The 12323-nt window shown below is 63.5% G+C and carries 13 protein-coding genes; 10 read left to right on the top strand and 3 right to left on the bottom strand.

Annotation, left to right across the window (positions count from 1 at the left end; all coding sequences use genetic code 11):
• Positions 1-758: ABC transporter substrate-binding protein (locus B4E36_RS18480; RefSeq protein WP_345900664.1), on the bottom strand; the 758-nt coding region annotated here is incomplete at its 3' end.
• A gap of 2 nt (positions 759-760) precedes the next feature.
• Complete coding sequence (locus tag B4E36_RS18485; protein WP_292054101.1) at positions 761-1399, bottom strand: helix-turn-helix domain-containing protein; 639 nt, start codon at positions 1397-1399, stop codon at positions 761-763.
• A gap of 201 nt (positions 1400-1600) precedes the next feature.
• Here B4E36_RS18485 and B4E36_RS18490 point away from each other — a divergent pair, with 201 nt between their 5' ends.
• Genes B4E36_RS18490 through B4E36_RS18510 form a run of 5 tightly spaced genes read left to right on the top strand, consistent with a single transcriptional unit; the run spans position 1601 to position 5558 of the window.
• A complete protein-coding gene (locus B4E36_RS18490) occupies positions 1601-2608 on the top strand; it encodes an ABC transporter permease (protein ID WP_414673783.1) in 1008 nt (335 codons plus the stop codon).
• A complete protein-coding gene (locus B4E36_RS18495; RefSeq protein WP_292054099.1) occupies positions 2605-3501 on the top strand; it encodes an ABC transporter permease in 897 nt (298 codons plus the stop codon). The genes B4E36_RS18490 and B4E36_RS18495 overlap by 4 nt, the downstream gene beginning before the upstream one ends.
• Complete coding sequence (locus B4E36_RS18500; protein ID WP_292054098.1) at positions 3498-4322, top strand: ABC transporter ATP-binding protein; 825 nt, start codon at positions 3498-3500, stop codon at positions 4320-4322. Before B4E36_RS18495 ends, B4E36_RS18500 begins: the two co-directional genes overlap by 4 nt.
• A complete protein-coding gene (locus B4E36_RS18505) occupies positions 4322-5068 on the top strand; it encodes an ABC transporter ATP-binding protein (protein ID WP_292054096.1) in 747 nt (248 codons plus the stop codon). The genes B4E36_RS18500 and B4E36_RS18505 overlap by 1 nt, the downstream gene beginning before the upstream one ends.
• A 1-nt stretch (position 5069) precedes the next feature.
• Positions 5070-5558 carry a GAF domain-containing protein gene (locus B4E36_RS18510; RefSeq protein WP_292054094.1) on the top strand — a complete coding sequence of 163 codons (489 nt, stop codon included), beginning with the start codon at positions 5070-5072 and terminating at the stop codon, positions 5556-5558.
• Between the two features lie 42 nt (positions 5559-5600).
• Here B4E36_RS18510 and B4E36_RS18515 read toward each other — a convergent pair whose 3' ends face one another.
• Positions 5601-6641, bottom strand: coding sequence for a LacI family DNA-binding transcriptional regulator (locus tag B4E36_RS18515; RefSeq protein ID WP_414673784.1), 1041 nt, complete (start codon positions 6639-6641; stop codon positions 5601-5603).
• Between the two features lie 161 nt (positions 6642-6802).
• Between B4E36_RS18515 and B4E36_RS18520 the strand changes: the two genes are divergently transcribed.
• The 5 genes from B4E36_RS18520 to B4E36_RS18540 all read left to right on the top strand — a co-directional run.
• The gene (locus B4E36_RS18520; RefSeq protein ID WP_292054090.1) at positions 6803-8047 is read left to right on the top strand and encodes an ABC transporter substrate-binding protein; all 1245 of its coding nucleotides are present in this window, start codon (positions 6803-6805) and stop codon (positions 8045-8047) included.
• A 116-nt stretch (positions 8048-8163) separates the two neighbouring features.
• Positions 8164-9084 (top strand): carbohydrate ABC transporter permease, encoded by a 921-nt coding sequence (locus B4E36_RS18525; protein ID WP_292054088.1) that lies wholly within the window; start codon positions 8164-8166, stop codon positions 9082-9084.
• Between the two features lie 74 nt (positions 9085-9158).
• Positions 9159-9953, top strand: a complete 795-nt coding sequence (locus B4E36_RS18530) for a carbohydrate ABC transporter permease (RefSeq protein WP_414673785.1) — start codon at positions 9159-9161, stop codon at positions 9951-9953.
• A 23-nt stretch (positions 9954-9976) separates the two neighbouring features.
• Positions 9977-11896 (top strand): glycoside hydrolase family 127 protein, encoded by a 1920-nt coding sequence (locus tag B4E36_RS18535; RefSeq protein WP_345900665.1) that lies wholly within the window; start codon positions 9977-9979, stop codon positions 11894-11896.
• A 9-nt stretch (positions 11897-11905) separates the two neighbouring features.
• On the top strand, positions 11906-12323 hold a 418-nt coding region (locus tag B4E36_RS18540; protein WP_345900666.1), incomplete at its 3' end, for an ABC transporter ATP-binding protein.

Here is a 12323-nt window from a genome sequence, read left to right on the forward strand (position 1 = left end):
CCGGAGGTCAGCAGCAATTGCTGCGTCGCCGATTCCGCCACATGGCGGATGATCACCGATTCCATCGCCGGCGCGCCCTTGAAGTAATCGGGGTTGGCGGTCAGCCGGATCAGCTCGGCCGGACGGTAATCGGCAAGGCTGAAGGGGCCGGAGCCGGCGGTATTGGAATTCAGCCAGGCATTGCCCATGTCGCCGTCGGTCTCATGCGCCATCACTTCCTTCTCGTCGACTATCGAGGCCGGGCGGGAGGCAAGCACGTTGAGCACGAAGGCGGAGGAAAAGTCGCCATCATACTTGATGGTGACGGTGTCGCCGTCGACGCTCACCATGTCGTCGACATTCTCCGGCGTCCAGCCGAGCTGGGCAAGGATGAAGGCAGGCGTCAGGTTCAGCTTGATGACGCGGCCGAGCGAAAACGCCACATCCTCGGCACGGACAGGATTGCCGGAGGAGAAGGTGGCATCGTCGCGCATCGTGAAGGTGATGGTCTTGGCTTCGTCATCGGCCGTCCATTCGCTGGCAAGGCCGGCCGAAAGCACGGTCGGGTCCTCGGCGTCATACTGCACCAGCCGGTCATAGGTGTTGGTGACGAGCTCGCCGGATGTGAATTCATAGGCCTGCGCCGGGTCGATCGCGACGATATCATCGATGTTCTGAGCGACGACCAGCATGTTTGCGGGCGTGTCGGCGAAGGCGGCGCCCGCGCCCATCGGCATGGTCAGCGCTGCCGCGAGCAATGCGGCTTTGAAGAGTTTCATGGTCAGTTCTCCTCTTTCTGGTTCGGTTTCGCCGTCTGTGCGGCTGGTTTCGGGGCGGCATTGGAGCGGAAGAGTGCCAGCGTGCCCGCCCAGAGAAGCTTTGCCGGCCTGTCCGTATGGTTCGACCATGCATGCGGCTGGCTGCCGCGGAAATGCAGGCTGTCGCCCGCCGACATGATCATTTCCTCATTATCGACGCGCTGGGTGATCGATCCCTCCAGCACGTAGATGATTTCCTCGCCCTCGTGGCTGACGAGTTCCGAGCGGTAACCGGGCGGCACGGTCATCACGAAGGAGGAGAGCGTATTACCGGGAAAATCGGACCCGAGACGCTCATAGATCACCGACGAGCCGTCGACCGAGAATTTGGTGCGCTCACCCTCCCGAGTCAGCGCGTCGCGCGGCGTCGGCGCGGCGATGAAGTAATCGATGCCGACGCCGAGCGCCCGGGCAATCTGCGCCAGCGTGCCGAGCGAGGGCACCGCCTGGTCGCGTTCGACCTGGCTCAGATAGCCGACGGAGACGCCCGATGCCTGGCTGAGCGCCGTCAGCGTCATCTGCATCTGCTGCCGGCGGGCCCGGATGATCGATCCGACCCTGGGTTGTGTCGTGTCCCGCATGGCGGCGAGCGTTTCGCGCATATTCCATCCCGATCAAAATTTTTTTGATCTAAGCAAAAATACTTGTATTATCCAAGCGAAAATATTCATCGCGCCGCGCCTTGCGGCGGCAGAGCCTCCCGTCAGACAAGGGAAAGACCCGAATTGAGTTTTGAGCCAGCCGGCCCGACAAACGAAACGATGCCCGTGGCCGGACCGTCGCGCATCAGGCGCGGCGGACGCATGCTGGGCGCCATCGCCTCGGTGCTGGTCACCATCGCGTTCACCTTTCTCGGCCTCCTCGCCATCACCTTCTTCATCGGCCGGGTGATCCCGATCGACCCCGTGCTTGCGGTGGTCGGCGATCGCGCGACACCGGAGGTCTATGAGGCCGCCCGCGTGCAGATGGGGCTCGACCAGCCGCTGCCGGTGCAGTTCTTTCATTATGTCGTCAATGTGCTGTCGGGCGATTTCGGCCACTCCGTCTCCACCGGACGGCTCGTCTCGGAAGATCTCGCCCGGTTCTTCCCGGCGACGCTGGAAATGGCGACGATCGGCATCATTATCGGCGTTCTGCTCGGCGTGCCCATGGGCGTCTATGCCGCCGCCCACCGTGGCCGCCCGCTCGATCAGGTTATCCGCGTCATCGGCATGCTCGGCTATTCGGTGCCCGCCTTCTGGCTGGGTCTTGTGGGGCTTGCGCTGTTTTACGCCCGCTTCGGCCTCGTCGGCGGGCCGGGGCGGCTCGATATCTTCTATGACGGGCTGGTGCCGCCAGTGACCGGCCTCATTCTGGTGGACAGCCTGATCGCCGGCGAAACAGACATCTTCTTCAACGCCATCTCGCATATCATCCTGCCGGCCTCGGTGCTGGGCTTCTTCAGCCTCGCCTATATCGCCCGCATGACCCGCTCCTTCATGCTCGACCAGCTTGGGCAGGATTTCGTCACCACCGCCCGGGTCAAGGGCGTTGCCGAATGGCTGGTGATCTGGCGTCACGCCTTCCGGCCGATCCTGGTGCCGCTGATCACCGTGATCGGCCTTTCTTTCGCAGGCCTGCTCGAGGGCTCGGTGATGATCGAGACGGTGTTTTCCTGGCCCGGCATCGGCAATTACCTGACGACGGCGCTCCTGAACGCCGACATGAACGCCGTGCTCGGCGCGACGCTGGTGGTCGGCGCGGTGTTCATCCTGATCAACAAACTCTCCGACGTGCTCTACCGCGTCATCGACCCGAGGGCCCGCCGATGACCGACTGGCTTCTTGCCGATTCCCCGACATCGCGGCTGCAGGCGCGTCTTGGTGCCGCCTATCGCGCGAGCCTTGCGCTGCTTGCCAATCCGCTGGCCACGATCGGGCTTGTGATCGTGCTGCTGTTGATCGTGATGGCTGTCTTCGCGCCGTGGCTTGCGCCCTATTCCCCCTTCGGGCAGGCGCTCGGCGAACGGCTGCAGCCGCCGAGCCTCGAGCACTGGATGGGGACGGATGAACTCGGCCGCGATATTCTCTCCCGCGTCATCTACGGCGCGCGGATCACGCTGATGATCGTGGCTCTGGTCGCCATCATCTCCGCACCGATCGGCCTGCTTGCCGGCGCGGTCTCGGCCTATTTCGGCGGCTGGACCGACCGTATCATGATGGGCATCACAGACGTGTTCCTGTCGATGCCGAAGCTGATCCTGGCGCTCGCCTTCGTCGCCGCGCTCGGCCCCGGCATCGAGAACGCGATCATCGCGATCGCGATCACCGCATGGCCGGCCTATGCCCGCATTGCCCGCGCCGAGACCATGACGTTTCGCAATTCCGAATTCATCGACGCGGTGCGGATGCAGGGGGCGTCCCCGGCGCGGATCATCTTCCGCCATATCCTGCCGCTCTGCACCTCCTCGATGATCATCCGCGTCACGCTCGACATGGCCGGCATCATCCTGACGGCGGCGGGCCTTGGCTTCATCGGGCTTGGCGCGCAGCCGCCGCTGCCGGAATGGGGCGCAATGATCTCGCGCGGGCGGGCCTTCATCCTCGACCAGTGGTGGGTGGCGACCATGCCGGGCTTTGCGATCCTCGTCGTCAGCCTCGGCTTCTGTTTCCTCGGCGACGGGTTGCGCGACGTGCTCGATCCGAAACAGGGGGCGGGACGATGACGGCGCTCCTTGATATCCAGAACCTCCGCGTCTCCTTCCCGACCCACAAGGGCCGCGTCGAGGTGGTGAAGGGGCTTTCCTTCACGCTGGGCCGCGAGCGCCTCGGCATTGTTGGCGAATCCGGCTCCGGCAAGTCGATGACCGGCCGTTCGATCCTGAAGCTGATCGCCCCGCCCGGCCGTGTCACCGCCGACAGTCTCGATTTCGACGGCATCGATATCCTGGCGCAATCCTCCCGGCAGATGCGGAAAATCCGAGGCGCACGCATCTCGATGGTGATGCAGGACCCGAAATTCTCGCTCAACCCGGTGCTGACCATCGGGGCGCAGATCGGTGAAGCACTGGCGGCGCATTTCTCGCTGTCGCGCCGCGCAATCCGCGAACGCAGCATCGCCATGCTGGAATCGGTCAGGATCGACGATCCCGAGCGGGTGATGGGCCTTTATCCGCACGAAATCTCCGGCGGCATGGGCCAGCGGGTGATGATCGCGATGATGCTGATCCCCGAACCGGACCTCCTGATCGCCGACGAGCCGACCTCCGCGCTCGACGTTTCGGTGCAGGGCCAGGTGCTCGACATCATGGACCGGCTGGTGCGCGACAAGGGCATGGGGCTGATCTTCATCAGCCATGATCTCGATCTGGTGTCGCGCTATTGCGACCGCATTCTGGTGATGCGCTCCGGCGAGATCGTCGAAGAATGCGTGGCGTCCGAGCTTTCGAAGGCGCGCCATCCCTATACGCGCGGCCTGCTGGCAGCGATGCCGCGCATGGACGAGGACCGCGACTTCCTGCCGGTGCTGGAACGGGGAGACACGTGATGACCGCGCTTTCCCTGAACAATGTCGATATTTCCTATGGCGACACCAAGGTCGTGTTTGGCGCCGGGCTGACCGTGGCGGAGGGCGAGAGTTTCGCGCTTGTCGGTGAAAGCGGTTCCGGCAAGTCGACCATCCTGCGCGCGATCGCCGGGCTTGCGCCGGACTGGACCGGCGACATCGCCGTTCTCGGCAAGCCGCGCGGCAAGAAACTCGACAAGGATTTCGCCCGCAACTGCCAGATGGTGTTTCAGGACCCCTACGGCTCGATCCATCCGCGCAAGACCATCGATGCCACGCTTTCAGAGCCGCTCGCCATCCACGGGATCGGCAACCGTTCCGAACGGGTGGAGGCGATGCTGGCCGCCGTCGGCCTCGATCGGCGTTTCCGGTTCCGCTTTCCGCACCAGCTTTCCGGCGGCCAGCGCCAGCGCGTGGCGATTGCCCGCGCCCTGATGCTGGAGCCGAAGATCCTGTTGCTCGACGAGCCGACCTCGGCGCTCGACGTTTCTGTGCAGGCCGAAATCCTCAATCTCCTGAAGCGTTTGCGCGCGGAGCAGAACCTCACCTTCCTGCTGGTCACCCACAACCTGCCGGTGGTCTCGTTTCTCTGCGACCGGCTGGCGGTGATGCGGCGAGGACAGATCGTCGAGATCGCCGGCGTCGAGAAGCTCAAGACCGGCACCCTGACCCACCCCTACGCCCGCGAGCTCTATGCGGCGAGCGGCGGACATACCGAAGGACACTGACATGACCACCGAAACGGCACTCGCCCGCTTTGCCACCGACATCGCGGCCGCCACCACGCCCGACGCCGCTTTCGAAGCGCTCCAGCGGCTGACCGAAGCCACCGTCGGCGTGAAGCTGTTCACGGTGATGACGGTGGACATGGAAGCGGGTCTGGCGCGTCGCGCCTATACCAGCGATCCCGTATCCTATCCGGCGACCGGCACCAAGCCGATCCACCGCGACGCCTGGTTCGACATCGTCCACATTGAACGCCGCCCCTTCGTCGCCAACACGATCGAGGACATCGCCAAGGTGTTCCCGGACTATGAGTTGATCGACTCGCTCGGCTGCCAGTCGGTGGTCAACCTGCCGGTCATTCTCGGTGGCGAACTGGTCGCCACGGTCAACATGCTGCACGAGACGGGCCAGTATACGCCGGAGCGCGTCGCCGCGATCGTGCGCGACCTCACCATCCCCGCCCAGCTTTGCCTGAGCGTTGCGAGAGGCTGAGGCGGCTTCCGTCCACGCCGGCTTTATTTCGGGCTGAAGGCCTTAGTCACGCGACCGCAGAAGGATTGGGCCATCGTCCGGTCGCCTCGCAACGCTCTCGCGCCGGACGAGCGAGCACGGAAGCCGGATGATGCCCTTGTCGACGGGCTCGTTCCGGGTCAGCCGCAGCATCGCCAGCCCGGCGCGGTGGCCGATTTCCTTGAGCTCCATATCGATGGTCGTCAGCGGCGGGCGGGTCTGACGCGACACGACCTCCCAGTTGTCGAAACCGACCACCGAGACATCGTCCGGCGCCGAAATGCCGTGGTCGCGCAATCCATCGAGGGCGCCGCGGGCGATTTCGTCGCTGCCGCAGAAGATGCCATCAGGGAGTTTTTCGCGCGTGGCCAGCACCTGCTCGATCGCCGCGTGGCCCCATTCCTCCGACCATTCTCCGAACATCACCGGTGATGCCGGCCGGCATCGGGCACGATAGGCCGCCGCGCGATGCCGGGCCGCAAGCCAGGTTTCCGGCCCGGTAATGTGAAGAATGTCGCGACAGCCGGCCTCCTCGAGACAGGTGAGCGCCAGCATCGCGCCATGGGCGTCGTCGGGAACGAAACTGGTGCTGTGTGGTGGCCCGGCCGCGAAGGCATAGACGACGGGAATGGTAAGGGCGGTGAGATCGATGGGGGGATCGACGTCGAGGCGGGTCGCCGTGAAGATGATGCCGTCGACCTGCTTGTCGAGCAGCGCCTGAAGATGAAGCTCGGCGAGCCGCTTGTCGCCGCTGGTGGCGCAGAGGAACGCCGAGACGCCGTGATCGACCAGAACCTCCGAGACGCCCGAGCTGATCGGCAGGGTCAGCCGGCCATAGGTGTCGTCGGTGATGATGCCGATGGTGAGGCTTCGGCGGCTCAATAGGCTGCGGGCGAGCGCGTTCGGCCGGAAGCCGATTTCCCGCGCCACCCGCAGCACCCGCTCCCGGGTCTCGGCATTGACACGGCCGACGCCGTTCAGCGCATTCGACGCCGTCGACAGGCTGACATCGGCCGCCTTGGCGACATCCCTGAGGGTGCATCTGCGGTGCTGAATGGGCTTTATCATGACGGTTCCAGTTTGCTGATAAAAGCTTTTATCAAACAAAAACAATGTTGCAAAAAGGTTTTTGCAAGCAGATGAACACAAATTGTCGACAACGAAATTTTTCTCCCATACCGTTATCAAACGTCAAGAAGAATGACGAAAACGAGAAGGGGAATGACATGCTGAAAACCAAACTCATGCTTGCCGCAGTCACGCTGGCGGCATCCGCTTCATGGGCCCAGGCGGAGGAGGTAAACCTCTGGGTTCGCACCTCGTCGGCCGCCGTGCTGCAGGCGCTCGCCGAGAAGTACAACGCCGCCCATGACGACACCGTCAACGTCACCGCGGTGATCGCCGAACAGATGGTGCCGAAGCTCGGCGCCGCGATCGCCGGCGGCGCGCCGCCCGAAGGCGCGGTGCTCGACCTGATCTACCTGCCGACATTCGCGGCCAACGACACGCTGGAGGACATGACCGGCTTCGTCGAGGGCCTGCCCTATGCCGATGCGCTGAGCCCGTCCCATATCCGGCTAGCCACCTATGACGGCAAGATCTACGGCGTCCCCGCCCTGCCCGACGCCTCGATCATCGCCTACAATACCGACCTGTTCGAACAAGCCGGCCTCGATCCCGAGAAGGCCCCTGCATCGCTCGACGAGATCGTCGAAGATGCCGAGAAGATCAGCGCGCTCGGCGACGACATCTACGGCTTCTATTTCGTTGCCAATTCCGGAAGCTGGCTGATCTACGACTTCCTGCCGCATATCTGGGCGGCCGATGCCGATATCCTGACCGATGACGGCCGCGAAGCGACCATCGACACGCCGGCCATGCGGGAAACGCTGGAAGACTACCGCACGATGTGGCAGGCCGGCACGATCCACCCGACGTCGCGCTCCGGCAACGGCAACAATGCCGTCGAGGCCTTTGCCTCCGGCAAGGTCGGCGTGCTGATGACCGGGTCCTACATCGTCAACCTACTGACCAGCACCTATCCCGACGTCAATTTCGCCGTCGCCCCGATCCCAGGCCCGACGGGCGGCCAGTCGAGCTTTGCCGGCGGCGACACGCTCGCCACGATCAAGGGCATCGCGCCTGAAAAGAAGGCCGTGATCGAGGATTTCGTGAAATTCTACATGGAGCCCGAGCAGCAGGTGTTCATCACGCAGGAAGCCGGCATGCCCTCGCGCACCGATCTGGCGGAAGAGGCCTATGCCAATTTCGACCCGCGCAACCTCATCGCCTATGACATCCTGTCCAAGGCGCGCACGCCCTACACCTACGCCTCCGACGAGCTTTTCGTCAGCCGCACCGGTCCGTTCCTGAACCTGATCCAGAGCGCGGTCTTCGGCGATGATGTGGATGGCGCGATCGAAACCGCGCAGGAGGATTTCACCAAGATCCTCGACCGCACCAATCCGTGACGCGCGGCTGCGGGCGGCCTGCGCCGCCCGTGGCTCTCCCCTGCAGGGGATAGCAGAGCCTCGGGGAAGCCACCGCGTGGCCCCGCAGACATCACCAAACCCAGGGATTTCACGTCTTGTTTCTCAAGCGCGCGTTTCAGAAACGCCGGCAGGCGGGCAACGATGAGCCGCATGGCTGGCTGGGCCTGGCCTTCATCGCGCCGAGCATGGTGTTCATCATCGGCCTGTTCATCATTCCGCTGGTCATGACGGTGTGGATGAGCTTTTTCCGCTGGCCGCTGCTCGGTCGCCGCAAGTTCATCGGCCTTGAAAACTACGCCGAGCTTCTGGGCGATAGCCAGCTCTGGCAGTCCTTCGGCTTCACACTGCTTTACACGGTGCTCGTCACCACCGCGATCATGGCAGTTGCCCTGCCGCTGGCACTTCTGGTCGACCGGCCGCTGCGCAGCGTCGGCTTCTTCCGCACCGTGTTCTTCATGCCGGTGGTCATCGGCTTCGGCGCTGCTTCCACGCTGTGGCTCTGGCTGCTGAACCCCGATAGCGGCGTGTTCGCGCGGCTTCTGACCGGGCTTGGCCTTGTCGATCATGCGCCGCGCCCGCTTGAAAGCTTCTGGCCGGCGCTCGCCGTGATCATTCTGATGGTGGTCTGGAAGACCGCCGGCTTCACCATGGTCATCCTTCTGACCGGCCTGCAGAGCATCCCGAATGACGTGATCGAGGCCGCCCGGATCGATGGCGCTGGCCCCTTCAGCCGCTTCCGCCGGATCACCCTGCCGCTGATGCGCAATTCGGTTCTGCTGGCGCTGATCCTCAACGTCACCTCGTCCATGCTTGCCTTCGACCAGTTCTTCATCATCACCCAGGGCGGGCCGAACAACAGCACGATCTCGGCGGTATTCACCATCTATCTCGCCTCGTTCTCCTCCTACCGGCTCGGCTACGGCTCCGCGCTCTCCTTCGCGCTTCTGGTCGTTCTCGTCGCCATCAGCTCGATCCAGCTTTCCTTCATGCGCCAGCGCCCGGAGGACGGACGATGAGAGTGAAAAGCCTGTTCATGGAAGCCGATGAAGGCTATGGCGCGGTTGCCGGCCGTCTCCCCATACTTCTGGCGATGATCATTCTGGCGGTGTTCTTCCTGATGCCGATCATCTGGTCGTTCGCCAATTCCTTCAAACCGGCGGCAGAGGCGCTGGCACATCCGGTGGCGCTGTTTTCCAAGGCGTTTTCGCTGGAAAATTATCGCCGTCTCGAAAATGTCGGGGCCGGCTGGTATGTCTATGCCACCAATTCGGTGCTGATCGCGCTCGGCACCATCGCCTTCACCGTCGCCGTCGCGGTGCCAGCGGGCTACGGGTTTTCCAAATTTCGGTTCCCCGGCCAGACGCTGATCTTCGTCCTCGTCATGGCGACGATGATGATCCCGTTCCAGTCGATCCTGACGCCGCTGTTCCTGATCCTGAAATTCCTGCATCTGCAGAACAGCCTTCTGGGCCTGGTGCTGATCTACACCACGTTTCAGCTGCCCTTCTCGATCTTCATGATGCGCAACGCCTTCGACGCGATCCCCAAGGCGCTGGTCGAGGCCGCGCGCATTGATGGCGCGTCGCAATGGACGCTGGTGCGACGCATATTGATGCCGCTGGCGCTGCCGGGCGTGGCCACCGTCGTGATGTTTGCCTTCCTCAATTCCTGGAACGAGTTCCTGGCCGCGCTGATCTTCCTGTCGGACCAGAACAAGTTCACCCTGCCGATCATGCTGGTAAACGTCTCCTCCGGCATTTACGGCATCATCGACTGGGGTGCGCTCCAGGCCGGTATCTCGCTCACCATGATCCCCTGCATCGTGATGTTCCTGGCGCTGCAGCGCTATTATGTGCGCGGGCTGACCGCCGGGGCCGTCAAATGAATACCAAATCCCAAGGAGTCCCCATGTCATCGTCCGCGTCTCGCCGCTTTGACCGCTACGTGCCCGTCGATCACACCCGCGTCGCCTTTGATGGCGGTTTCTGGAAAAGCTGGCAGGAGACGGTCCGCGACGTCACCATTCCCACCCAGCACAAGCGGCTGGAAGAGGAAGGCTTTCTCGAGGTTCTGGATTTCGACAACCCGCCGGGCCCGCTGGCGCGCCCGATCCAGCCGAGCGGATTGTCGATGCAGCATTTCTTCGATTCCGATTTCGGCAAGTGGATCGAGGCGGCGAGCTATACGCTGAAGAACCATCCGAACCCGGATATCGAGGCGAAGATCGACGCCATCGTCGAAAAGCTGGAACACGGCCAGATGCAGGACGGCTATCTCAACAGCTGGTTCATCCGCCGCGAGCCGGAAAAGCGCTGGACCAATCTGCGCGATCTCCACGAGATGTATTCGATGGGCCACCTGCTGGAAGGCGCGGTCGCCTATTTCGAGGCGACCGGCAAGCGCCGCTTCCTCGACGTGATGATCCGCGCCGTCGACAATATCATCGACACCTTCGGCCCCGAACCCGGCAAGCTTCGCGGTTACGATGCGCATGAGGAAATCGAGTTGGCGCTGGTGAAGCTCTACCGGGTGACCGGCGATCCGCGCCACCTGAAGCTCGCGACCTGGCTGGTCGACGAACGCGGGCAGATGCCCTCCTATTTCGACGACGAAGCCCGCCGCCGTGGCGAGGACCCGGCCGACTATGTGTTCGAGACCTATGCCTACAGCCAGGCCCACAAGCCGGTACGCGAGCAGACCGAGGTCGTCGGCCACGCCGTCAGAGCTATGTATCTGCTTTCGGCGATGACCGATCTGGCCTTCGAAAACGACGATCCGACCCTGAAGGATGCCGCCGACCGGCTGTTCGCCGATCTCACCGGCCGCCAGCTCTATGTCACCGGCGGGCTGGGTCCGTCGGGCGCGAACGAGGGTTTCACCCGCGCCTTCGATCTGCCCAACGAGACCGCCTATGCGGAGACCTGCGCGGCGGTCGCGCTCGGCTTCTGGTGTTCGCGCATGGCCGAGATCGATCTCGACGGCAAATATACCGACCAGCTCGAAACAGTGCTGTTCAACGGCGCGCTCTCCGGCATAGCCCGCGATGGCGAGCATTATTTCTACGAGAACGTGCTGGAAAGCCACGGCCAGAACCGCCGCTGGAAATGGCACTACTGCCCCTGCTGCCCAACCAATATCGCCCGCTTCATCACCTCGCTCGGAAAGTATTTCTACACCACGAAGGGCAAGGAGATCGCGGTGCATCTCTACGGCGCCAATGTCGCCGAATTCGATCTCGACGGCACCTTCGTGCGACTGAGACAAGACACGGCCTATCCCTGGGACGGCGACATCCGCATCGCGCTCGGCCTTTTCGAGCCGACCGACCTCACGCTGAAACTGCGCATTCCCGGCTGGTGCCGGAACGCGCGGGCGACGCTCAACGGACGCGACGTTCCGCTTGCCCCGGTCAAGGGCTATGCCGAGATCAGCGGCACTTTCAAGGATGGCGACGAACTGCGCCTGCACTTCGACATGCCGGTGGAGCGGCTCTATGCCCATCCGGCCGTCGGCGAGGATGCCGGGCGGGTGGCGCTGCGCCGCGGCCCGGTGGTCTACTGCGTCGAGGAAGCCGATATCGGCACCGAACCGCAGCGCCTGCGGATTGCGCCCGATGCCCGCCTCGAGCCGCGCTATGACGCCGATCTTCTCGGCGGCGCGGTGGTGCTGGAAGGCGAAGGTTATGAGGCGGCGGCGGACGGCTTTGACGGAGGGCTTTACCGGACCGCGCCCCCTGCCCTCAAGCCAAAGCCGTTTCGCGCCATTCCCTACCACCTCTGGGCCAATCGGGAAGCGGGCGCCATGCAGGTCTGGCTGGCGGAAAAATAGGAGACGGACATGGCAAGGCTGACACTGAGGAATGTGGTCAAGTCCTACGGCATCTATGAGGCCGTCCGGGGCATCAATCTCGATATCGAGGACAAGGAGTTCGTGGTCTTCGTCGGCCCGTCGGGCTGTGGGAAATCGACGACGCTCCGGATGATCGCCGGGCTGGAACATATTTCCGGCGGCCAGATCCTCATCGGCGACGACGTCGTCAACCGCCTGCCTCCGGGCAAGCGCGATATCGCCATGGTGTTCCAGAACTACGCGCTCTATCCCCATATGAGCGTGCGCGAGAACATCGCGTTTTGCCTCGAACAGCAGCGCTTGCCGAAGGCCGAAATCGAAAAACGCATCACCGAGGCGACCAATACGCTTCGGATATCGGAACTGCTGGATCGCCGCCCCGGCGCGCTTTCCGGCGGCCAGCGCC

The organism is Martelella sp. UBA3392, from assembly GCF_002358775.1.
Classification (GTDB): Bacteria; Pseudomonadota; Alphaproteobacteria; order Rhizobiales; family Rhizobiaceae; genus Martelella; species Martelella mediterranea.